This window comes from Terrabacter sp. MAHUQ-38, assembly GCF_014518425.1.
GTDB lineage: Bacteria > Actinomycetota > Actinomycetes > Actinomycetales > Dermatophilaceae > Terrabacter.
The window spans coordinates 1-23284 of the sequence record NZ_JACVCU010000003.1; the positions used below are offsets into that span (position 1 = coordinate 1).

A 23284-nucleotide genomic window follows, 5' to 3' on the forward strand; every position below is an offset into this window, starting at 1 on the left:
GCCAGGCCCCGAGACGAGGTAATTGGCATCGATTTTTGACACGCTGTTGAGTTCTCAAGAATCGGACACACACCATCAACCACCTCACCGAGGAGGCCTCCGGGGCAACCCTTCAAACTTACCCGCCGGCTCCGTGCCAGTCAAACTCGCTTGCGGCTCCAGAGAACCGCTCCAAGCTGACCCGCGCAGATGGCGGACCCGCAGCCCGGTGGACCGGACCAACCGGCCGACCTTTGTGCTTTGGGTACCAGCCCCGGGACCGGCCAACTTCGCTCGGGTGATCTCTCACCGCCGCGGTGGCGTCCGTTCCTCCCTGTCGGGCTGACAAAGAGAACATTAGCCCGGCCCCGCCGAGAAACACAAATCGGCTCTCCCGTCCCCCGCTGTCCTCGCCCTGCGAGTCGCTGACCTGCGAAAACGCCATGTTCGGAGGCCGTCGGCCGTCGGTATCGCCCGGCCGGTCAGGAGACGCGGTCGATGACGATCGGCGGCAGGTCCGGCCGCGACTCCTCCGGAGCGATCGTGAAGCCGCCCTCGAGCGCCTCGAGAGCCCTCTGGAACCGCTCGGGCTCGTCGGTGTGCAGGGTCATGAGCGGCTCGCCGCCACGCACCGTCGCACCGGGTTTGCGGTGCAGCTCGACGCCGGCGCCGGCCTGCACCGGGTCCTCCTTGCGCGCGCGCCCGGCACCGAGACGCCACGCGGCCACGCCGACCGCCAGCGCGTCGAGCCGTACGAGCACCCCGTCAGCCGGGGCCAGGACCTGGTGCGTCTCCCTCGCCACAGGCAGCTCGGCATCCGGGTCGCCGCCCTGCGCCCGGATCATCCGGCGCCAGACGTCCATGGCGCGGCCGTCGGCGAGGACGTCGGCGGGGTCGACGTCCTCGCGGCCTGCGCCCTCCACCATCTCCCGTGCCAACGCCAGGGTCAGCTCCACGACGTCGCCGGGGCCCCCACCCGCGAGCACCTCCACGGACTCGCGCACCTCGAGGGCGTTGCCGGCGGTGAGGCCGAGCGGCGTCTCCATGTTGGTCAGCAGCGCGACGGTGTGCACGCCCGCATCGGCGCCCAGGCGCACCATCGTCTCGGCGAGCTCACGGGCCTGGTCGAGCTCCTTCATGAAGGCGCCCGAGCCGACCTTGACGTCGAGCACGAGCGAACCGGTGCCCTCGGCGATCTTCTTGCTCATGATCGAGGTCGCGATGAGCGGCACGCACGAGACCGTCCCCGTCACGTCACGCAGCGCATACAGCTTCTTGTCCGCAGGGGCCAGGCCCGAGCCGGCTGCGCAGATGACGGCACCGACGTCCTCGAGCTGGCGCATCATCTGCTCGTTCGTCAGGTCGGCGCACCACCCCGGGATCGACTCGAGCTTGTCGAGCGTGCCGCCGGTGTGGCCGAGCCCGCGCCCGGACAGCTGCGGCACGGCAACGCCGCAGGCGGCCACGATCGGCGCCAGCGGGAGCGTGATCTTGTCGCCGACCCCGCCGGTCGAGTGCTTGTCGCTCGTCGGGCGGGACAGGCCCGAGAAGTCGAGCCGCTCTCCCGAGCGGATCATCGCGTCGGCCCACCGCGCGATCTCACGCGCGTTCATGCCGTTGAGGTAGATCGCCATCGCGAGCGCCGCCATCTGCTCCTCGGCGACGGTCCCGCGGGTGTACGCGTCGATGACCCAGTCGATCTGGGCGTCCGAAAGCTCGGTCCGGTCGCGCTTGGCGGAAATGACGTCTACGGCATCGAAGGCTTCGCTCACCGGACCATCATGTCCCAGCCGTGCGCCGCCCCGACCCGGGACCGCGGACGTGCCGTTCAGCCCCCGGCGTGACGAAGGTTCTCCGGTCCGAACGCCTGTGGCAGGACGGCCGACATCGGCAGCACGCCCTCCGGCGTCATGAGCAGGCACTCCGGGCCGCCGTTCTCCCAGAGCAGCTGCCGGCAGCGGCCGCACGGCATCAGGGGCAGCCCGTCGCCACCGACGCAGAACACAGCTGTGAGCCGGCCCCCGCCGGTCGCATGCAGCTCGGAGACCATCCCGCACTCGGCGCACAGACCGACGCCGTACGCGGCGTTCTCCACGTTGCAGCCCGCGACGACGCGGCCGTCGTCGACGAGACCGGCCACGCCGACCGGGAAGTGCGAGTAGGGCGCGTACGCCCGCTCCATCACCTCGACCGCGCGGGAGCGCAGCGCCTCCCAGTCGACGTCATGCCCCAGCGACCCCGCCGTGTGCCGCGAGGCGGGCTGGGCGGCATACGGCCGCGTTTCGTCGTGACCGACGGTCTCGTCCGCCGGTGCCACCTACTGGTCACCCGCCATGAGCCGGCCGATCTCGGTGCGGTCTGCGTCCTTGCCGGGCAGCTCGGCGACGACCTTGCCCCCGTGGATGACGGCGATGCGGTCGGCGAGGGAGAGCACCTCGTCGAGCTCGGCGGACACGAGCAGGACGGCGGCCCCCTCGTCGCGCGCGGCGACGATGCGGCGGTGGATGAACTCGATGGAGCCCACGTCGACACCGCGCGTGGGCTGGGCCGCCATGAGCAGCTTGGGCCCGAAGCTCATCTCGCGTGCGACGACGACCTTCTGCTTGTTGCCGCCCGACAGCGCGCCCGCGGGCGTCTGGACGCCGGGGGCGCGGATGTCGAACTCGGTGAAGAGCGCCTCGGCGTTCTGGCGCACCTCGTCGAAGTCGCGGACGAACCCGTTGCAGAACGGCTTCTCCGCGAAGCGGTTGAGCACGAGGTTGTCCGCCAACGAGTAGGACGCGACGAGTCCGTGACGCTCGCGGTCCTCGGGGATGTGCCCGATGCCGGCGACGTGGGTGTCGCGCGGGTTGGCTTTGGTGATGTCCTTGCCGAGCAGGTCGATGCTGCCCGACTGCGGGGGGCGCATCCCCGCGATCGCCTCGACGAGCTCACGCTGGCCGTTGCCCTCCACGCCGGCGACGCCGACGATCTCACCGGCTCGCACGTCGAGCGAGAACCCGTCCACGGCACGAAGGTGACGGTCGTCGAGCACGACGAGGTCCTTGATGGACAGGACCTCGTGAGCGGGCTTGGCCTCGTCCTTGTCGACGCGCAGCACGACGTCGCGACCGACCATCATCGTCGCGAGGCCACGAGCGTCCGTGTCGGCCGTGGCGACCTCGCCGACGACCGCGCCCTGCCGCAGGACGTAGACGCGGTCGGAGACGGCGAGGACCTCACGGAGCTTGTGCGTGATGAAGACGATCGACGTGCCCGCCGCGGCGAGCTCCTTCATGACGGAGAGCAGCTCGTCGGTCTCCTGCGGCGTGAGCACGGCGGTCGGCTCGTCGAGGATGAGCAGGTCGACCTTGCGCGAGAGGGCCTTGAGGATCTCGACGCGTTGCTGCGTGCCGACGGGCAGGTCCTCGACCTCGGCGTCGGGGTCGACGGCCAGGCCGTGCTTCTTCGACAGCTCACGGACCATGGCCCGCGCTCCGTCGATGTCGAGCCGGCCGCCCTTGGTCGTCTCGTGTCCGAGGATCATGTTCTCGGCGACCGTCATGACCGGCACGAGCTGGAAGTGCTGGTGCACCATGCCGATGCCGCGACGGATCGCGTCCCTCGGGTCCTTGACCGGGCTGGCGTCCCCCTTGATCGTGATGGTGCCCTCGTCGGGCTTGGCGAGGCCGAAGATCTGCTTGACGAGCGTCGACTTGCCGGCGCCGTTCTCACCGAGCAGCGCGACGATCTCACCGCGGCGGACGTGCAGGCTGATGTCTCGGTTGGCGCGCACCGTCCCGTAGGACTTCGACAGCCCGGCGATGTCGAGCAGCCGCTCGTCCTGCTGCCTGGGCCGCTCCGTCTCCTGCTGGCTCACGAACCCTCTCCCTTCACGAACGGCTGCCCGACCGCGCCAGGTGCCCGGACCCGTCCGGCGGCGACTGCCAGGACGACGAGGGTCAGGAGGTACGGCAGCAGGGTGATGAACTGCTGCGGGATGTTGATGACACCCTGCAGCTGCGACGCGAGGGCGTTGGTGAAGCCGAAGAAGAGCGCGGCGGCGAAGACGCGAAGGGGCCGCCACGCACCGAAGATGAGGATCGCGAGCGCGAGGAAGCCTCGACCGGCCGTCATGCCTCGCTCGAAGCCCGCCGTCGCCTCCATCGAGAGGAAGGCACCGGCCGCGCCGGCGAAGATCCCGCCGATCGTGACGTTGAGCAGACGCATCCGGATGACGTTGATGCCGGCGGTGTCGGCCGCCGAGGGGTACTCACCGATGGACCGCGTGCGCAGGCCCCACCGCGTGCGGAAGAGCGCGAGATGCACGACCGGCACGGCGAGCAGGGCGAAGAGCGCGATCGGACCCGTCTGGAAGAAGACGTCGCCGATCAGCGGGATGCTCGAGAGCACCGGGATGTCCCACTGCGGCATGTTCGCCGACAGGACCTGGCCGGGACGGTAGAAGAACGAGGTGAGGCCGGTCGCGACGATGTTGATGACGACACCGGCGATGATCTGGTCCATCAGGCCCTTGACCGTCGTGAACGCCAGGAAGGCGCCCATGACGATGCCGGCGAGCATCCCGACGCCGACTCCGACCACGAGGGACCCGGAGGCCGCCGCGGTGAAGAACGCCGTGAAGGCGGCCACGAGCATCTGACCCTCGATGCCGATGTTGACGACGCCCGACCGCTCTCCGACGACACCGGTGAGCGCACCGAGGACGAGGGGCACCGCGAAGAACCACGCCCCCTTGAACATCGAGGTCGCGACGTTGTCGTTCACGACGTAGAAGACGTAGGCCGCCACGAGGATCACGACGGTGGTGCCCACCGAGATCCGGTTGCGCTGGAGCCATTCCATGTCAGGACCCCCAGCTGCTCGCGAGGGCGGAGGACTTGGCCGTGTGCCGCCGGAAGATCAGCTTGGCGATGATGGGCAGCGACACGAGCAGCAGCGTGATCGCGAGCAGCATGTCGACGATCTCGGGCTGGATGCCGGTGTTGAACATCAACGTCGACGAGCCGGCGCGCAGGGCCCCGACGAGCATGGCGGCAGGAATCGTGCCCAGAGGGCTCGACCGGGCGAGCAGCGCGATGGTGATGCCGTCGAAGCCGAGGGAGCCGGCGATGCCGTCCTGGTAGCGGTACGGGTCGATCTCGAGGTACTCGACGGAACCGGCGAGCCCCGCCAGGCCACCGGCGACCGCCATGGCGAGCACGATCATGCCGCCGAGCCGGATGCCCGCATAGGACGCGGCGTGACGGTTGCGGCCGATCGTCTCGAACTGGAACCCGAGCGTCGTGCGCCGCAGCATCCACGCGACGAGGATCGCGAGAACGAGGGCAATCGGCAGACCGATCGGGATGAACCCGAGGGGGGTCAGCTTGGCGGCATCCGGGGCCGGGTAGGACGCGGGGTAGGCCGAGGTCGGGTCCTTGAGCGGGCCGTTGACGAGGTAGTCGATGAGCCCCGCGGCGATCGAGTTGAGCATGATCGTCGAGATGACCTCGTGCACCCCGCGGCTGGCCTTGAGAGCACCGGCGATCGAGGCCCACATGGCGCCGCCGAGGATGCCCGCGACCATGGCGATGACGGCGACGAGGAAGCCGGGCGCCTCCCGGACCGAGTGCGCCGCCGCGGCCGCGCAGATGGCGCCGGACATGAGCTGGCCCTGCGCACCGATGTTGAAGAGGCCCACGCGCAGCGGGATGACGACCGCGAGACCGCACAGGATGAGCGGCACCATCTTCTCGAAGGTGGCCTGCAGGCCGTCGGCCGTGCCGAAGGAGTAGGAGAACAGGCTCTGGTAGGCGTACGTGGGGTTGACCCCCTGCGCCCGGATGAGCGCCGCCCCGATGGCCAGGGCGGCGACGACCGCCACGATCGGGACGACGATGGACTGCTCCCGGACGAGCAGTCCCAGGACCCCCGTCGGTGGTGGCGGCGCCCCCTGCTCGGGGACCACCGGCGGCGGCGCCTCCGTGGCCACGGCGCCCTGCGAGGGGGCGCCGTCGGACGGCTCATCTCTGGGATCGGCCATCTCGGACCTCTCGACTCCTTGTCTGGACACGACTCATGCGACACGCCGGCGAACCGACGGGGAACGGCGTCGAGCGGGCGCCCCGGTGGAGCACCCGCTCGACGTCATCATGACGGGACTCTAGTGCGGATCTGTGTCGCCCCGGACGGAACTGATCAGGGCTTGTAGCCGGTCGCCAGCGAGCCGTCCTCGAGCTTCTTGACGACATCGCCGACCTTCGTCTTCACGTCGGCCGGGACCTTGCTGTCGAAGTCGTGGAACTGCGAGATGCCGGCGGTGCCGAAGAAGTTGCCGGGCTTGATCTCGTTGCTCTTGATCTGCTTGAGCAGCGTGCCGATGCCCTCCTTCTCGTGCTTCTCTGCCGAGGTGATGAGGCACGGGTGTGCAGCGGGGAGGGTGTTCCACTGGTCGAGGTCCACACCGATGCAGAAGATCTTGTCGCCGGCGCCGGCCGTCTTCGCGGCCTCCTGGAGCGCGCCGTTGCCCGTGTTGCCACCGGCGCCGAAGATGAAGTCGGCACCTTGCGCCAGCATCTTCTTGGCCTCGCCGGCACCCCACACGGGGTCGTTGAACGCGGTGTTGCCGGCCGGGTGGTAGACCTTCGACACCTTGATGCCCGGGTTGGCCGCCATGGCGCCGTTCTCGTAGCCGGCGGCATAGGCCTGGGTCGGAGGGATCTCCTGGCCGAGGACGACGCCGATCTTGTTGGTCTTGGTCATCAGGCCGGCGAGGTAGCCGGCGGCGTAGCCCGCCTGGTCCTCGTGGAAGATCAGGCCGGTCACGTTGGGAACCACCGGGTCGGCCTGGAACTGGTCGAAGCCGATGAACTTGGTGTTGGGGTACTGCTTGCCCGCGGCGCGCGTCGCGTCGCCCATCAAGAAGCCGACCGTGACGATGACGTCGTACTTCGTGTCGGTGAACTGCTTGATGTTCTTCGCGTAGTCCTTGGGGTCGGTCGTCTCGATGTACTTGGTCTGGGCACCGAGCTCGCCCTTGACCTCCTCGACGCCCTCCCAGGCGGCCTGGTTGAAGCCCTTGTCGTCGACCTTGCCGACGTCGGTCACGAGACCGACGCAGAACACCTCGGCGCTCGAGCAGTCGCCCGACGCGGCCGTGTTCGTGCCCCCGCCCGAGCCGGTGGAGGGGCCCGTGGTCCCACCGCAGCCCGCGAGTGCGGCGACCAGTCCGCCCGCGACGACCGCACTCAACTTCACATGTGAACGCAAGGCGCTCTCCTTCAGTCCGACGGGCCGACGACGACATCGGCCCAGATAGCACGGAACTGTAGACCCCGACGCCACAAGATCTGAGCGCGTCAGGGCATGTCGCAGGAAGTGTTACCGATCCGCGACCGCGCTCAGAGGAGGGACCCCGCCGAGCGTCTGGGTGCCCGCGAGGTGGGCCGCAGCGGAGAACACGACCCCGGCCAGGGTGCGGGCCCCGACCCCGATCGCGGCCTCGTCGATGACGAGGTCTCCGCGGTGCAGGTCGTACGTCGGTCCGCCGGGAGCCCGGGTGCCGAGGCGGGCCATCGCGCCCGGCACGTGCGTCAGGTACCACGCGAAGTCCTCGCCGCCGAGTGACTGCGGCGTCGACGTGACGAACGCGCCGGCACCTGTCACGGCCGCCGTGAAGGCGTCGATGCAGCCGGCGTCGTTGACGACCGGGGGCACGCCCTTCGTGATCGTGACGTCGGCGTGGACCGCGTACGGCTTGACGACCTCGTGGACGACCGCTTCGAGGAGGCGCTCGACGCCTTCCCAGATGCCGGCATCGAGCATGCGCAGCGTGCCGCCCACCTTGCCCGACGACGGGATGACGTTGGCGGCGCCGCCCGAGTGGACGGACCCCCACACGAGCGCGGCGCTGGCACGCGGGTCGAGGCGACGGGAGAGCACCGCGGGCACGTCCGTGACGACCTTGGCGAGCGCGTACGTCAGGTCCTGCGTCAGGTGCGGGCGCGACGTGTGGCCGCCCCGACCCGACAACGTCACCTCGACCTGGTCGGCGGCCGCCGTGATGGCACCGACACGCAGACCCACCTGGCCCGCATCGAGGCTCGGGTCGCAGTGGAGGGCGAAGATGCGGTCGACGCCGACGAGTCCCTCCTGCGCGACGACGTCCTCGGCGCCGCCGGGCATGAGCTCCTCGGCGGGCTGGAAGACGAGGCGCGCGGCGACGCCGGCGGCAGCGAGCCGGGCCTCGGCCTGCTTGAGCGCGAGGGCGGCGCCGAGGAGCGCGGTCGTGTGGACGTCATGGCCGCAGGAGTGGCTCACACCATCGGTCTGCGACGCGAACTCGAGGCCGGTCTGCTCGCGGATCGGCAGCGCGTCGAGGTCGGCCCGCAGGGCGATGCGCTGGGTCGGGCTGCTCGGCCCGATGTCGGCGACGAGGCCGGTGCCGCGCAGCCGGCGCACGCTGATCCCGGCCCGTTCCAGACGCTCGGCGACGACAGCCGTCGTGCGGACCTCGCCGCGTCCGAGCTCGGGGTGCAGGTGCAGGTCGCGCCGGATGGTGACCAGCTCCGAGGCGTGCTGCTCGACGGTTCGGGCGATGGCCTCGAAGGGCAGCGAGAGCGAGCGGTCGGTCACGAGTAGGGGAGTCTAGCGAGAGGATGTCCGAGGTCCGCGCCGGACGGGCCGGGTGCGGCCCTCGGGACGAAGGGACGGAAGGGACCTGTGGACCACGTGGAGACCGGCACACGCCTCGGCGAGGACGAGGTGCGTCGCGTCGTGGACATCGTCGACCGCGCGCTGCCCTTCACGACCCTGACGTGCGAGCCCTCCCCCGCAACCGTCTGGTGCGCAGACGTCGTGGCCCACGTCCGCGCCGGCTCCGACCCGCTCGCACCCTGGCGTAGCGCCCTGCACGCGCAGCTCGAGCAACGGCACGGCGTGCGGGTCAGGGAGCACGTGCCTGCTGCCTTCGTGCTGCAGTGGTGGTGCGAGGTCGTCGCCACCCCGATCGCGTATGCCGCCGCGCTCGGCCCGTGGGTGCTCTTCCCCTCCGGCTCCGGGCTGGGTTTCGAGCTGGCCGCGGGCCTCAACCCGCATCGGGTGGTCGTCGACCCGGCGGGGGTCGAGCTCACGGTCGAGGCCGAGCCGGGGCGGCGTCTGGAACGCGGCCACACGGCATACCTCGGGCTGGTCTCCGAGCTGGTGACGGCGTACGCGCCCACGGTCCGGATCGGCTCGCGGCAACGCTGGGGTGTGGTCACGGACATGTGGGACACCGCCGTGCGGCTCGCGCAGGGGGCAGCCGGCGAGAGCGTCGGTCCCGAGCCGACCCGCGTGTCGTGCTGCTTCATCTACGCGCTGCCCGGGATGCGCGAGTGCGCCTCCTGCCCCCGGAGCGGTCGGGGCCGACGGCGCAACTAAGGTGACGGCCATGTCGCAGCGCCTCCCCTCCTCCGACCTGCTCGTCGTCCACGAGGAGGTGCGCGAGGCCCTCGACGCGGGAGTGGGCGTCGTCGCCCTCGAGAGCACGATCCTCGCCCACGGTCTCCCCCACCCCGACAACATCGAGATCGCCGCTCAGATCGAGGGCGCGGTGCGGGCCGGGGGCTCGGTGCCGGCGACGATCGCGCTGTTCGACGGCGTCGTGCACGTGGGCCTGGGGGCCGCGGAGGTCGAGCGCGTGTGCACCGACCCCGACATCGCCAAGCTGTCCATGCGCGACGTCGGCGTGGCCGCGGCGCTGGGGCGCTCGGGCGCGACTACGGTCGCCTCGACCTCGGCGCTGGCCCACCTCGCGGGCATCCGCGTCTTCGCGACCGGCGGCCTCGGGGGCGTGCACCGGGGCGCGTCCGAGACGTTCGACGTGTCGGCCGACCTCGGCGTCATCGCCTCGACACCGGTCCTCATCGTGTGCGCGGGCGTGAAGTCGATCCTCGACGTGCCGGGGACGCTGGAGTACCTCGAGACGCTGTCGGTGCCGGTGCTCGGGTACCGGACGGACGCGTTCCCGGGGTTCTACCTGTCGGACTCGGGGCACGCCGTGCCGTGGCGGGTCGAGTCGGCCGAGGAGGCGGCCCGCGTGGCCGTGACGCGCGACCGGCTCGGGACCGATGCGGCGGGAGTCGTGCTCGCGAACCCGCTGCCGGCCGACCGGCAGGTCGACCGCGAGCTGCACGACCGGCTCGTGACCGAGGGGCTCGCCGTGCTCGAGCGCGAGGGCGTGCACGGCAAGGACGTCACGCCACGACTGCTCGAGTACTTCCACGACAGCTCGAGCGGTGAGTCGCTGCGTGCCAACGTCGAGCTCGTCCTGTCGAACGCGCGGCTCGCGGGTGAGGTGGCGGCGCAGATCGCACGGCTGTCGCCGGCGCCGGCTCCCTCGGCGGCGCCGTGATCTCCCGGCCGGTCGTCGTCGTCGGGGACGTCGGGCTCGACGTCATCACCCGACCCTCGGGCGACATCCGGTGGCACTCCGACACTCCGTCGGCGGTCGCTCTCGTGCCCGGCGGCGCGGGCGGCAACTCGGCCTCGTGGCTGGCAGGGCTCGGGGCCGAGGTGACGCTCGTCGCGCGGGTCGGCGACGACGCCGCGGGCACGACGTGCCGCCGCGAGCTCGAGGCCCAGGGCGTCGAGTGTGCGTTCGCGGTCGACCCGGCCCTGCCGACGTGCATCGTCGTCATCCTGCTCGACGCCCACGGCGACCGGACGATGTTTCCGGACCGCGGTGCCAACAAGGCCTTCTCGGTCGCGGACGTCGACCTCGCCTCCCTCGGCCTCCCGACCGAGCCGCGGCCACACCTGCACCTCAGCGGCTACGTGCTGTTCGACGCGGGGTCACGCGAGGCGGGGCTCGAGTCGCTGCGCCAGGCGCGGGCGCTCGGCTGGACGACGTCGGTCGACCCGCAGTCGCCCGCCCTCATCGAGCGGGAGGGCGTCGCGACCTTCCTGGGATGGGTCGACGGCGTGGACCTGCTGCTCCCGAACGAGAACGAGGTCGCCACGCTCGGCGGCCTGCCCTCGATCCTCCGGCACACGAGCGAGGTCGTGGCGACCTACGGCGCCGCGGGCGCGCGCTGGGTCGGCGACGGTGTCGACGAGACGGCAGAGGCACCCGCTGTCGAGAACGTCGACGCGACCGGGTGCGGCGACGCCTTCAACGCCGGGCTCCTGTCGGCCTGGCTGCGAGGCCAGGACCGTGCCGCGGCCCTGCGTGCCGGGGTGGCGGCCGGAAGCGCGGCGGCGGCACGCGTCGGCGCCCGCCCCAGCTAGACGGCATTCCCCCGCGCCGACGGGTCAGGCAACAGGATGTACGCGGTCCCGTGGCCCATGAATGCGGGGCTCGGGCTGGGTGTCCTGTTCCTTGACCCCTGTGGACGAGCGGCACGCGCCCGAGCCGTGGCCGACGAACCTGAGGTATGCCCAACCATCTGCTCCCCGAGGCTGCGCTGGTCCGGCTCGGTGGCGTCGGGCGTCGGGACCGGCTGCGCTCCCTGAGCCACTGGAGACACATCGATGCGGCGCTCGCCGAGGGCCGGATCCTGCGGGTCGCCCGCGGCTGGTACAGCCTGCCGCTCGGCGAGGCGGGCCGCCGCGAGGCGCTCAGTCTCACCGGCACGGCCTCGCACACGACGGCCGCCAACCATTGGGGCTGGCCGGTGAAGTCGCCACCCGAGCGGCCACACGTCACGGTGCGAGGCAAACGCCACCTCGCGCCCGGCGCCGGCGACGGGGCGATCGTGCACTGGCGTGACCTGGACTGCGATGACGTCGTGGACGGCTGGGTGACATCGAAGGCGCGGACGATCATCGACTGCTGCCTCGACCTGCCCTACGACGAGGCACTCGCCGTGGCCGACTCTGCGCGACGCTCGGGTCTGCGCATGCAGGAGGTGAGCGCACGAGCGGCGTGGCTGGGACCCGTCAGCGCGCCAAGGTCGAACGCGTCGCGGCAGCCGCGGACCCGCGAGCGGCGAACCCGTTCGAGTCGGTGCTGCGCGCCATCGCCAGTGAGGTCGCGGGACTCGAGGTGCAGCCGCAGACAAGGATCCGCTACGACGACTTCTACGCGCGGGTCGACCTGGCCGACGAGGACCTGCGCATCGTGCTCGAGGCGGAGAGCCACGAGTTCCATGCACGGCGACAGGACTTCGACCGGGACTGCCGGCGCTACGACGAGCTCATGGCGCGCGACTGGCTCGTGTTGCGGTTCAGCTGGGAGCAGGTGATGTTCGACCCGGAATGGGTTGCCTCGGTGCTGCGTCGCGTCGTGGCCGTCCGACGCGCCCTGCGGGGTCAACCAACAGGTCGCAGACGGCATACGGGGGCGGCGTGAGGGGACTGTCTCGCCGGGGACCTGTCGGTTGACCCGTCAGAAGGTCTCGCGGGGTTGGTAGGTGCCCCAGACCTCGCGCAGGGCGTGGGCGACCTCGCCGCCGGTGGCGCGCGCGGCGAGGGCGTCCTTCATCGGGTAGAGGACGTTGTCGGTGCCGCGGGCGGCGTCCTGCAGCCGGGCCAGCGCGGCGTCGACGGCGGCCTGGTCGCGGTCGGCGCGCAGGGCGGCGAGACGTTCGCGCTGGTCCTGCTCGATGGTCGGGTCGACGCGCAGCGGCTCGTAGCGCTCTTCCTGCTCGAGGGTGAACCGGTTGACGCCGACGACGGTGCGTTCGCCGTGGTCGATCTCGAGCTGGACCCGGTAGGCGGAGCGTTCGATCTCGGCCTTCTGGAAGCCCTGCTCGATCGCGGCGACGGCGCCGCCCTTGTCCTCGACGGCCTGGATCAGGTCGAGGGCGGCGGCCTCGATCTGGTCGGTCATGGCCTCGATGACGTAGCTGCCGGCGAACGGGTCGACGGTCTTGGTCACGTCGGTCTCGTAGGCGATGACCTGCTGGGTGCGCAGCGCGAGCCGGGCGGCCTTCTCGGTCGGCAGGGCGATGGCTTCGTCGAAGCTGTTGGTGTGCAGCGACTGGGTGCCGCCCAGGACCGCGCCCAGGCCTTGGAGGGCGACCCGGACGAGGTTTACCTCGGGCTGCTGCGCGGTCAGCTGCACGCCGGCGGTCTGGGTGTGGAAGCGCAGCATCATCGACTTCGGGTTGGTCGCGCCGAAGTCCTCCTTCATGATCCGCGCCCAGATGCGGCGGGCGGCGCGGAACTTCGCGACCTCCTCGAGCAGGGTCGTGCGCGCGACGAAGAAGAACGACAGGCGCGGCGCGAAGTCGTCGACCTCGAGCCCGGCGGCCTGCGCGGCCCGGACGTACTCGATCGCGTTGGCGAGGGTGAACGCGATCTCCTGCACGGGCGTGGCGCCGGCCTCGGCCATGTGGTAGCCGCTGATGGAGATGGTGTTCCAGCGCGGCAGCTCCTGGTGGCAGTAGGCGAAGACGTCGGCGATGAGGCGCAGCGACGCGCGTGGCGGGTAGATGTAGGTGCCGCGGGCGATGTACTCCTTGAGCACGTCGTTCTGGATCGTGCCGGTCAGCTTCTCGCCCGCCACGCCCTGCTCCTCGGCAACGAGCTGGTAGAGCAGCAGCAGCGTCGAGCCGGGCGCGTTGATGGTCATCGACGTCGAGATCTTGTCCAGCGGCAGCCCGTCGAACAGGGTGCGCATGTCGTCGAGGCTGTCGATCGCGACCCCGACCTTGCCGACCTCGCCGTGCGCGATCGGCTCGTCGGAGTCATAGCCCATCTGGGTCGGCAGGTCGAACGCGACCGACAGGCCGCCGGTGCCGGCCTTGACGAGCTGGTGGTACCGCTCGTTGCTCTCCTTCGCGGTGCCGAACCCGGCGTACTGGCGCATCGTCCACGGCTTGCCCGTGTACATCGACGGGTACACCCCCCGCGTGAACGGGTAGCCGCCCGGCGCCCCGAGCTTGGCCGCCGGGTCCCACCCGGCCAGCGCCGACGCGTCGTACACCGGCTCGATCGGCAGGTCGGACTCGGAGCGCGCGCCAGTGCTGTCAGCCATGGCGCCGAGCGTATCCGCGTGGGGCCGCGGCGCTGCCGCCGAAGGCCCGAACGTTGCCCATCTCACGTGACCGAGGCCGTATGCCGCCGTGCCGGGTCCCGAACGGAAGTGACCACTCGACGGGGTTGGGGGCGCGTGTGCGGGCCCCTCGGGGGTTGGGGGCGCGAGTGCTGGCCCCTCGACGGGGGTTGGGGGGCGCGAGTGCTGGCCTCGACGGGTCAGGGGTCGGCGGGCCAGTCGCGGGTGATCTCGGCCTTGCGCTGGTCCCACTCGTCCTCGAGCGCGCCGAGCCGCTCGGCCAGGAACTCGAGGAACTCGACGGACAGCTGCAGACGCCGCCCGGCCGGAGTCGTGAGGCCGCCGACGGCCGGCACCCCGGCCCGCAGGCTCGTCTCGATCTGGGCGAGGATCCGGTCACGCGAGAGCATCGCTCCGTGCCAGGCGTCGGCCTGCACCACGTAGACGTCCCGACGCGACCCGCGCTCGCGCTCCTTGCCGATCATGTACGTCTGCGTCAGGTAGCGCACGGCGCCGGAGACTGCGGCCGGGCTCACGTCCAAGGCCTCGGTCAGCTCGGCCGCCGTCATGCGGCCGTCGTCGTCGGCGAGCAGCTGGGCGAAGACGCGGGAGGCGAGGCGCGGCATACCGGCATCGGTGAGGGTGTCGCCGAAGCGCTCGACGTACGCGGAGACCGCCCGCTCGTCGCGGGCTGCCCGCCGTCGCGCTGTCGTCACCACTGCTCCTTCGTCACGAGGCCCGACCCTAGCCGGACCCTCATAGCATTCAGTAAATCGTGAATCTTGTGTATTGTCGATCCATGACCTCCGCCATCCAGGTGCACGACCTCCGCAAGACGTTCGGCCGCACGGTCGCTCTCGACGGGCTCGATCTCGACGTGGCATCCGGCGAGATCCACGGCTTCCTCGGGCCCAACGGCGCCGGCAAGTCCACGACGATCCGCATCCTGCTGGGACTGCTCCGCGCCGACAGTGGGAGCGCGACCCTTCTCGGAGGCGATCCCTGGCGCGACGTCGAGTCGCTCCACCGACGACTCGCCTACGTCCCCGGCGACGTCGCCCTGTGGCCCAACCTCACCGGCGGCGAGGTCATCGACGTCCTCGCCCGGCTCCGCGGCGGCGTCGACGAGCGGCGCCGCGCCTCGATGATCGAGCGGTTCGACCTCGACCCCACCAAGAAGGGCCGTTCGTACTCCAAGGGCAACCGGCAGAAGGTCGCCCTCGTGGCAGCCCTCTCCTCCGATGTCGAGCTGCTGCTGCTCGACGAGCCGACGTCCGGGCTCGACCCGCTCATGGAGGCGGTGTTCCGAGAGGTCGTCCGCGAGTTCCGAAAGGCCGGAGGCACCGTGCTCCTGTCGAGCCACATCCTGTCCGAGGTGGAGCAGCTGTGCGACCGCGTCAGCATCATCCGCGAGGGCCGCAACGTCGAGTCGGGCACCCTGACCCAGCTGCGCCACCTGTCGCGGACCACGGTCCGCGCGACGCTCGGAGACCCCGTCGACGCGGCGCAGCTCTCGACGCTGCCCGGAGTCGCCGACGTCGTCGTCACCGGAGAACACGTGACGTGCACGGTCGGCAGCGACGACCTCGGACGCCTGCTCGAGGTGCTGGGTGCGCACCGCATCACGGCCCTGACGAGCGCTCCCCCGACGCTCGAGGAGCTCTTCATGGAGCAGTACCGCACGACCTCGGCAGCGACGTCATGACCGCCGTGGCAGAGCTGGCGCGTCCCACCGTCACCGGTCTGACCGGGACGACGTCCCTGCTGCGCCTCGCCGCGCGACGCGACCGTGTGCTCGTCCCGGTCAGCGCGCTCGGCCTCGCCGGCTTCGTCGCGATGTCGGCCCAGGCGACCTTCGCGCTCTTCCCCGACCTCCGGTCCGCGCAGGCGTCGATGGCGCCGACCCTGGCCAACCCCGCGCTCGTCGCCATGTACGGCCCGATCTCCAGCCTCGGCATCGACTCGATCGCGACGTTCAAGTCGGTGCTGCTCGGCGGCGTGTTCCTCGCCCTGCTCGCGTACGTCGTCGTCCGGCGCCACACGCGTACCGAGGAGGAGTCCGGACGCTTCGAGCTGCTCGGCGCCGGTGTCGTCGGCCGCCGGGCGGCGCTGACGGCAGCGGTACTGCTCGGCACGCTGGCGGTGCTGCTCACCGTCGTCCTCACGGTCGCGCTCTCCATCGCCGTCGGCCTCGACGCCGCCGGCTCGATCGCTCTCGGCGTCTCGTGGCTCGTCATTGGCCTGTCGTGGGTCGGCGTCACGGCGGTCGCCGCGCAGCTGACCTCGAGCACGCGCGGCACGGCGGCGTGGTCGCTCGGTGCGCTCGCCATCGCGTTCCTCCTGCGCGCCGTCGGCGACACCGCGGCCGGCGACAGCCCTGGCCGGTTCCTCTCGTGGCTCTCGCCGCTCGGCTGGGGCGTCAAGGTGTCGCCCTTCGGCGACAACCGCTACTGGCTGGTCGTGCTGGGCCTGGCCCTCTACTCCGTCCTCGTCGCCCTCGCGTTCTCCCTCCTCGAGCGTCGCGACCTCGGGTCAGGGGTGCTGCCCAGCCGAGCCGGGCGCGACCGCGGCACGATGGGCACCGCCGGCGCCCTGACCCGGCGCCTCGCCCGGGGCACGCTCGTCGGCTGGGGCGTCGCGTACGTCGTGCTCGGCCTCGCCCTCGGCTCCATCGCCGGCAGCGTCGAGACGTTCGTCGGCTCCCCCGAGGTCGCGGACATGCTGAGGGCCATGGGTGGTGACGCCGGCTCGATCACCGACATCTACTTCGCCACCGAGCTGCACTTCGCTGCCGTCGGCGCCTCGGCCCTGGCGATCGCCCTCGTCACGCGCATGCACACGGAGGAGACCACGACCCGCGCCGAGGCCGTCCTCGCGACCCCCGTGCGACGGGCCCGTTGGGCGCTCGGGCACGTCGGGCTCGCGGTCCTCGCCTCGGCCGGTGTCGTGCTGGTCGGCGCGGTCGTGGCCGGCCTCGTCCACGGCGCCGACGCCGGCGACGTCGGCGGGGCCGTCGGGCGGCTCGTGGGCGCCGCGCTGTCGACGCTGCCGGCCGTATGGGTGGCCCTGGCCGCCGCCATGCTGCTCTACGGCGCGCTCCCCCGCCTCACGGGGCTCGCATGGGCCGCGCTCATCGTCTTCCTCCTGCTCGGCGAGTTCGGTGACCTGCTCGACCTTCCCGAGTGGCTCGTCGACCTGTCGCCGTTCGCGCACCTGCCGGCTCTGCCGGGCGGCGCGTTCGAGTGGACGCCCCTCGTCGCGCTCACAGTCGTGGCCGCCGTCGTGGGCGGCGCCGGCATCGCGGCCCTGCGGCGCCGCGACATCGGCTGACCCGCCGACGAGTTCGAGCGCCGCCGGGCAGGTCGGTACGGTGTGGCGCATGACAGGCATCCCCGGCTTCTGGGCCGTGATCCCCGCCGGTGGTTCCGGCACGCGGTTGTGGCCCATCTCCCGTCGCCACTCCCCGAAGTTCCTCCACGACCTGACGGGTTCGGGGCAGTCGCTGCTGCGCGCCACGTGGGACCGACTCGAGCCGCTCGTCGGCGAACGCATCCTCGTCGTCACCGGGGTCGCCCACGAGGATGCCGTACGCCGTCAGCTCCCGATGCTCGGCTACGACGCCGTCGTCGGGGAGCCGTCGCCGCGCGACTCGATGCCCGCCATCGGCCTGGCCGCCGCCATCCTCGAGCGACGCGACCCCGAGGCCGTCCTCGGCTCCTTCGCCGCCGACCACGTCATCACCCAGCCCGACAACTTCCACCGCGCCGTGGAGGAGGCCGTCGTGCTCGCGCGCCGCGGCGAGCTCGTGACCATCGGCATCGAGCCGACCGGCCCCTCGACCGCGTTCGGCTACATCCGCCTCGGCGAGGCGCTGGGAGTCGACGGCGCGCCCAGCGCCCACCGGGTCGACGAGTTCGTCGAGAAGCCCGATGCCGAGACGGCCACGCGCTACCTCGAGAGCGGCGGTTACCGCTGGAACGCCGGGATGTTCGTCGTGGGCGCCACGACGCTGCTCGAGCTGCTCGCCGAGAACCACGCCGAGATGGTCGACCACCTGCGCACGATCGCTGCCGACCCGCGCCGCATGCGCGACCTGTGGCCGGCGCTGCACAAGATCGCCATCGACCACGCCGTCGCGGAGCCGGCCGCCGCGGCGGGTCGCGTCGCGGTCGTGCCGGCCGCGCTGGGCTGGGACGACGTCGGCGACTTCGCGGCCCTGACCAAGCTCGTCGCCGAGTCGGAGGAGCTGCCCGGGATTACCGCCATCGGCCCGGTCGACGACATCATCAGCATCGAGTCGACCGCGACCGTCGCGTCCGGCGGTCGGCTCGTCGCACTCGTCGGCGTCGACGACCTCGTCGTCATCGACACCCAGGACGCCCTGCTCATCACCCGTCCCGGCCGCGCCCAGGATGTCAAGAAGGTCGTCGAGGCGCTCACGGCGCAGGGCCGCACCGAGCTCATCTGACCATGGCGTCCGAGACCCGCGCACGACCGCCCGACGAGGTCGACGCGTCCGGCGCGTCGGGTACGGCTGAACGGCCGACTCCTTGGGCGGCGCGGCGGTCGCTGCGTGGTCTCCCGGTGGTCGTCACGGTCCTCGCGGCGTGGGTCGTGACGCTGCCCCGGCTGGTGCCGAGCACCTTCGGGGACCACGGCACCTACATCTCGGTGGCCGAGCGCCTCCTCGCGGGCGACCGGCTGTACGTCGACGTCTGGGACAACAAGGACCCACTTTTCTACTACGTGCTCGCGGCCGGCCGGCTCGTGTCGCCGCTGTCCGACATCGTCGTCGAGGTCCTGTGGGTGCTCGTGGCGGGCGCGTCGGTCGTCGTCCTGGGTCGCACCGCCGGGGCGGCACGGGGGCTGGCGCTCGTTGCGGGTCTCGGCGCGACGCCGCTCCTGCTCACCGGGCCCGCCTACGAGACCGGGATGACGCACCTGCCCGGCATCGCCTTCGTGCTTGCCGCGCTGGCCTGCGCCGTCCGCTCACGCTGGATCCTTGCCGGGGCGCTCGTCGGGCTGCTGCTGTTCACCAAGCTCATCATCGCCCCGGTCGCCGCCGGCGCCCTGCTCGTCGTCGCCCTGCACCGCCGCTCGGTCGGTGGCATCCCCGGCATCCTTCGCGCCACCATCGCCGGAGTCATGGCGCTCGGCGCGGGCGTGACCGCCCTGTGGCTGCGTGGTGAGCTGCCCGGGTGGCTCGGGAACTTCAAGCTCAACGCCGACTACGCGGACGGCGAGCTCGCCCAGTCGCAGTACGGCTCGACCGTCGGCCACCTGCTGCGCGCCTTCCCCGAGGACGGGCGTGGGGCCGGCACGATCACCATCGCGACCATCGTCGCCGTGCTCCTCGTCGTCCGTCGGTCGCGGACCGAGGCGCCGACGTCGACCGACCCCGCCCTGCGCGACGACGGTCGCACTCGGGGCGACGACGGTCGGACGCCCGCCCGGACGATCTCCCCGGCAGTGCTCTGGGACCTCACCCTCGTCTCACTCGGGCTCGCGGTGGTCGTGATCGCCGTGACAGCCACGTGGCCGCACCACGCCCAGTCGCTGTCCGTGCCCGGTGCGTGCGCGCTCGCGCTCGTCGCGACACGGCTCTCCCGGCCGGCCGCCGGATGGCAACCGGCCGCCGTCCTGCTCGTCGCCGGCTACGTCGTGGCCGGCGCCCTGCATCCGTACTTCTACCTGACCGCAGCGCGAAGCGTGTCGTCGAGCGTCCAGCAGCTGCAACGCGACTCGCCTGCGAGCGAGATCATCGACCAGCACCCACAGGTCCGGACGTATGCCCGCGCGGGATCCAACGACGTGGACGCCCACGCCGTGGGCCTCCGCGATGTCGAGCTCGTCTGCCCGCGCTTCCACCAGTACTCGCTGGAGTCGGCCGCCATCCTCGAGCTGACGGCCGCATGCCTGCCCCGGGCCGACGCGATCATCGTCGACGACACCGTGCGTCCTGAGGCGGACGAGCCGGAGTGGAACGCCTACGTCGCACGGGTGCGGGCCCTCGTGTCGACGGGCTACGACTGTGTCCGGGCGACCGGCACGGAGGTCTGCTTCCGGCGCACGGCCTGACCCACCGACGGCAATCCCGGCGATTCCCTGCGCCCCGCGCGGGGACCGTCGACAGTGGAGGCATGACCTCCCTGCTGCCCGAGAAGGGCGAGTACCTGACGACCGGCTGGGAGCCCGACGTCGCCCCCGCCGACTCCCTCGTGCGCCAGGCCGTCGACGCGCACGCCTCGTGGACTCGGGCCCTCACCGCTGCGGCCCGTGGGACCTTCGCCGAGGGCGCGGGCTGGCGCGGCGGCAGCGGCGGCGGCGCCTCGGCGCTCCTGAACGTCGCAGTCGTCACGAGCCCCCCACACGACTGGGCGGACACCGTGAGCTCCATCTCGGCGGCATACCCCGAGGGCGTGACGGCCATCCTGATCAGCCCGTTCCCCACCCCCGACCTCTCACCGCACGGCTTCGCGCTCGTCGGTCACCCGCCGCTCATGTTCCGCCCCACGACCACGTCGACGCCGACTCCGGCGACCGCGCTCGAGGTTCGTGAGGCGAGGAGCCCGCAGGAGCTCCAGGATGCCGAACGCGTTCTCGTGGAGGGCTACCCGATGCCGGACCTGGCCGTGCTCCCGCCCGGTGACTTCTACCGCGCCGACGTGGTCGAGGGACCGACGCGCGTCTTCGTCGGCTACGACGACGGGGAGCCCGTGGCCTCCTCGGCCGCGCACTCCGCAGCCGGTGTCACCGTCGTCGAGAACGTCGCCGTCCTCGCGGCCGCCCGCGGCAAGGGGGCTGGGGCAGCCCTGACGTGGGCAGCGACCATGGCCTGGCCTGACCAGGGCGCGGTGCTGCTCGCGAGTGACGACGGCCAACCCGTCTACGAGCGACTCGGATACCTCCGCATCGTGCGCTGGACGCTCTGGCTGCGTCCCTGACCGTCCGTGCCCTCGTATGCCGCCGACGCGCTCAGGCGCCCGGCCCGTCGTCACGACCGGCGCCGCTCGCAGGCACCCCGGTCTCGTCGCGCACGAAGCGCCAGAAGGCCTCGACGTCCTCGGCCGTCCCGACACCGACAGGCAGGTAGTGCCTCGAGCGGCGCCGCCGGTCGTGCCACAGGCCGCCGGTCCCGATCGCGTCGGACGTCGCGGCGAGCCAGACCGCGGTGTCGGCGCCCGAGTCGGCGTCGCGCAGCAACGGTCCCGCGAGCGCGGCGAAGCGTGGGAGCGAGTCGGTGACCCCCGGGGTGTCGGCCCAGCCGGGATGCATCGAGTGGACGCGGATCCCGTCGGCGTCGAGGTCTCGCGCCCACAGCTCCGCGAGGACGAGCTGCATCCGCTTCGTGCGCGCGTAGGCGGTGACGGCGGAGTAGGCACCGCGTCCGGCCTCGGTGTACTCGGGGTCGTCCGCGTCGAGCCGCTGGCCGTAGGCGCCGCCCGAGGTCACGAGGACGACTCGGCCGCCCGCGAGCGGGCCGCGCAACCCGTAGGTCAGCACGTGCGGCCCGAGGACGTGGGTCGCGAGCGCGAGCTCGTGCCCCTCCGGCGTCGTCGTGCGCTGCGGCGGCATGACGCCGGCGTTGTGCACGACGGCATGCAGGCGCGGCACCTCGACGGCGAAGGCACGGGCGAACTCGGCCGTGCCGGCGAGGTCGCTGACGTCGGCCGCGTGCGTCACGACCTCCGCGAGCGGCTGCTCCTCGAGCAGCGCCGACCGTGCGGTGTCGAGCCGTGAGGCGTCGCGACCTGTCAGGTGGACCGTGGCGCCGAGCCGCGCGAGACCGCGAGCGGTCGCCAACCCCAGGCCCCCACTGGCCCCGGTGACGAGGACGTGACGGCCGACGAGGGCCCCGGGCGCCGGGTCGTGCGGCCACCAGGCGCGACGCAGCGCCGGCCCGACGCGCGTGTAGCCGAGCACGAGGGACTTGTCCATGACCCAGTCCAGTGCCGCGGCCGCCCGGTTGAGGACCATGCGCCCACCCTAGGTGGCCACGACCGGTGAAGGCACGAGCCCGTCACCGCCTTGTCATCGGACACACCCCGGCACGTCGCCCGCCGAGCGCGTCCGCTCGGCACCGTGGTGAAGGTGCGCATCGCCATCGTCACCGAGTCGTTCCTGCCGAGCGTCAACGGCGTCACGACGAGCGTCTGCCGTGTCGTCGAGCAGCTGCGCCACCGGGGCGACGACGTCGTCGTCATCGCGCCCCGCTCCCGCGAGGAGGGCGCTGCGACGTTCCACGGCGCGGCCGTCCACCGAGTCGCGTCGCTGCCCGTGCGGCAGTTCGACGTCGGCCTGCCGGTGCCGGAGATCCAGCGGCTCCTCGAGACGGTCGCGCCCGACCTGGTCCATGTCGCGAGCCCGTTCGTGCTCGGCGCGCGTGGCCTCGCCGCCGCCCGCGCCCTGGACCTGCCGACCGTCGCGGTCTTCCAGACCGACATGGCGGCCTACGTGCGTCAGCACACCCCGGGAGCGGCCGGCGCCGCCGCGGCCGCGACGGCCTGGCGCTGGATCCGGCGGATCCACGGCTGGGCGGACCTGACCCTCGCCCCGTCGACGGCGGCGCTCGCCGACCTGCGCGACCAGGACGTACCGCGGACCGCACTCTGGGGCCGCGGCGTCGACGCGTCCCTCTTCAACCCGGAGTGGCGCCGCGACGCCCTGACCCGGGCGCTGCGCCGGGAGCTCGCACCGAGCGGCGAACGGCTCGTCGGCTACGTCGGCCGCCTCGCGCCCGAGAAGGAGGTGGAGCGCCTCGCCGAGGTCGCCGACCTCCCGGGTACGCGCCTCGTCGTCGTCGGCGACGGGCCGTCGCGCGGCGCCGTGGGCGCGGTTCTCACCGAGGCCGTCGCCGCCTCGACCGGCCGGCCCAACCGGCCGCCGGTGTTCCTCGGCCCGCGCCACGGCGACGACCTCGCCCGGGCGTACGCCTGCCTCGACCTGTTCGTGCACACCGGCACCTCCGAGACGTTCGGCCAGACGATCCAGGAGGCCGGGGCGAGCGGCCTGCCCGTCGTCGCGCCACGGGCGGGCGGGCCGCTCGACCTCGTCGTCGACGGCGTCAACGGCTACCTCTTCGACCCGTCCCGCCCGGGCGACCTGCGCGAGCAGGTGCTCCGGGTCCTGGGCCACCCGGGGCACGCCGAGGCGCTCGGCCGGCGGGGCCACGACCTCGTGCGCGACCGGTCGTGGGCCGCCGTCGTCGACCGGCTCGTCACGCACTACGAGTCGGTCCTGCGACCGCGGGCGAATGTCACTGCCGGCGTTCGCACCTCGGCAGCCTGACGTGGCAGGCGATCCCGCGGCGCGTGGGGCTTCATCACCCTTCTGTGACGCACGTGA

Annotated in this window: 20 protein-coding genes; 10 read left to right on the forward strand and 10 right to left on the reverse strand. The window is 72.0% G+C overall.

The genetic code is table 11. The annotated features are described in order from the left end of the window. Positions 1–461: 461 nt before the first annotated feature. From H9I49_RS11255 to H9I49_RS11285, 7 genes are all read right to left on the reverse strand, one after another. Complete coding sequence (locus H9I49_RS11255; RefSeq protein WP_188030482.1) at positions 462–1751, reverse strand: thymidine phosphorylase; 1290 nt, start codon at positions 1749–1751, stop codon at positions 462–464. Between the two features lie 56 nt (positions 1752–1807). Then, positions 1808–2161, reverse strand: a complete 354-nt coding sequence (locus H9I49_RS11260; protein WP_188031182.1) for a cytidine deaminase — start codon at positions 2159–2161, stop codon at positions 1808–1810. A 135-nt stretch (positions 2162–2296) separates the two neighbouring features. Then, positions 2297–3838, reverse strand: coding sequence for an ABC transporter ATP-binding protein (locus H9I49_RS11265; protein WP_188030483.1), 1542 nt, complete (start codon positions 3836–3838; stop codon positions 2297–2299). Next, positions 3835–4824, reverse strand: a complete 990-nt coding sequence (locus H9I49_RS11270; RefSeq protein ID WP_188030484.1) for an ABC transporter permease — start codon at positions 4822–4824, stop codon at positions 3835–3837. Before H9I49_RS11270 ends, H9I49_RS11265 begins: the two co-directional genes overlap by 4 nt. 1 nt (position 4825) lies before the next feature. Further along, positions 4826–6004 carry an ABC transporter permease gene (locus H9I49_RS11275; protein WP_188030485.1) on the reverse strand — a complete coding sequence of 393 codons (1179 nt, stop codon included), beginning with the start codon at positions 6002–6004 and terminating at the stop codon, positions 4826–4828. Positions 6005–6159: 155 nt separating this feature from the next. Further along, positions 6160–7230, reverse strand: a complete 1071-nt coding sequence (locus tag H9I49_RS11280) for a BMP family ABC transporter substrate-binding protein (protein ID WP_255523912.1) — start codon at positions 7228–7230, stop codon at positions 6160–6162. A gap of 111 nt (positions 7231–7341) precedes the next feature. Beyond that, a complete protein-coding gene (locus H9I49_RS11285; RefSeq protein WP_188030486.1) occupies positions 7342–8595 on the reverse strand; it encodes an amidohydrolase in 1254 nt (417 codons plus the stop codon). Between the two features lie 96 nt (positions 8596–8691). Between H9I49_RS11285 and H9I49_RS24435 the strand changes: the two genes are divergently transcribed. The 4 genes from H9I49_RS24435 to H9I49_RS24440 all read left to right on the forward strand — a co-directional run bounded on the left by H9I49_RS24435 (position 8692) and on the right by H9I49_RS24440 (position 12292). Beyond that, the gene (locus H9I49_RS24435) at positions 8692–9381 is read left to right on the forward strand and encodes a (2Fe-2S)-binding protein (RefSeq protein ID WP_188030487.1); all 690 of its coding nucleotides are present in this window, start codon (positions 8692–8694) and stop codon (positions 9379–9381) included. A gap of 10 nt (positions 9382–9391) precedes the next feature. Beyond that, positions 9392–10354, forward strand: a complete 963-nt coding sequence (locus H9I49_RS11295) for a pseudouridine-5'-phosphate glycosidase (protein WP_188030488.1) — start codon at positions 9392–9394, stop codon at positions 10352–10354. After that, positions 10351–11229, forward strand: a complete 879-nt coding sequence (locus H9I49_RS11300) for a PfkB family carbohydrate kinase (RefSeq protein ID WP_223128639.1) — start codon at positions 10351–10353, stop codon at positions 11227–11229. Before H9I49_RS11295 ends, H9I49_RS11300 begins: the two co-directional genes overlap by 4 nt. Before the next feature lie 637 nt (positions 11230–11866). Continuing rightward, a complete protein-coding gene (locus H9I49_RS24440; RefSeq protein ID WP_188030489.1) occupies positions 11867–12292 on the forward strand; it encodes a DUF559 domain-containing protein in 426 nt (141 codons plus the stop codon). A 36-nt stretch (positions 12293–12328) separates the two neighbouring features. On the opposite strand, the gene H9I49_RS11310 is transcribed toward H9I49_RS24440, so the two are convergent. After that, on the reverse strand, positions 12329–13921 hold the full coding sequence (locus tag H9I49_RS11310) for a methylmalonyl-CoA mutase (RefSeq protein WP_188030490.1): 1593 nt from the start codon (positions 13919–13921) through the stop codon (positions 12329–12331). Between the two features lie 218 nt (positions 13922–14139). Next, positions 14140–14655 (reverse strand): GbsR/MarR family transcriptional regulator, encoded by a 516-nt coding sequence (locus H9I49_RS11315; RefSeq protein ID WP_188030491.1) that lies wholly within the window; start codon positions 14653–14655, stop codon positions 14140–14142. Between the two features lie 83 nt (positions 14656–14738). Here H9I49_RS11315 and H9I49_RS11320 point away from each other — a divergent pair, with 83 nt between their 5' ends. The 5 genes from H9I49_RS11320 to H9I49_RS11340 all read left to right on the forward strand — a co-directional run bounded on the left by H9I49_RS11320 (position 14739) and on the right by H9I49_RS11340 (position 20883). Next, positions 14739–15644, forward strand: a complete 906-nt coding sequence (locus H9I49_RS11320) for an ABC transporter ATP-binding protein (RefSeq protein WP_188030492.1) — start codon at positions 14739–14741, stop codon at positions 15642–15644. Continuing rightward, positions 15641–17269 (forward strand): ABC transporter permease, encoded by a 1629-nt coding sequence (locus tag H9I49_RS11325; protein ID WP_188030493.1) that lies wholly within the window; start codon positions 15641–15643, stop codon positions 17267–17269. The genes H9I49_RS11320 and H9I49_RS11325 overlap by 4 nt, the downstream gene beginning before the upstream one ends. A gap of 49 nt (positions 17270–17318) precedes the next feature. Beyond that, positions 17319–18407, forward strand: a complete 1089-nt coding sequence (locus H9I49_RS11330; protein WP_188030494.1) for a mannose-1-phosphate guanylyltransferase — start codon at positions 17319–17321, stop codon at positions 18405–18407. Between the two features lie 2 nt (positions 18408–18409). Next, positions 18410–20017, forward strand: coding sequence for a hypothetical protein (locus H9I49_RS11335; RefSeq protein WP_188030495.1), 1608 nt, complete (start codon positions 18410–18412; stop codon positions 20015–20017). A gap of 62 nt (positions 20018–20079) precedes the next feature. After that, positions 20080–20883, forward strand: a complete 804-nt coding sequence (locus H9I49_RS11340) for a GNAT family N-acetyltransferase (RefSeq protein ID WP_188030496.1) — start codon at positions 20080–20082, stop codon at positions 20881–20883. 31 nt (positions 20884–20914) lie between these two features. On the opposite strand, the gene H9I49_RS11345 is transcribed toward H9I49_RS11340, so the two are convergent. Further along, a complete protein-coding gene (locus tag H9I49_RS11345; RefSeq protein ID WP_188030497.1) occupies positions 20915–21916 on the reverse strand; it encodes an SDR family NAD(P)-dependent oxidoreductase in 1002 nt (333 codons plus the stop codon). Positions 21917–22030: 114 nt separating this feature from the next. Here H9I49_RS11345 and H9I49_RS11350 point away from each other — a divergent pair, with 114 nt between their 5' ends. After that, on the forward strand, positions 22031–23227 hold the full coding sequence (locus H9I49_RS11350) for a glycosyltransferase family 1 protein (protein WP_188030498.1): 1197 nt from the start codon (positions 22031–22033) through the stop codon (positions 23225–23227). The last annotated feature ends 57 nt before the right edge of the window (positions 23228–23284 follow it).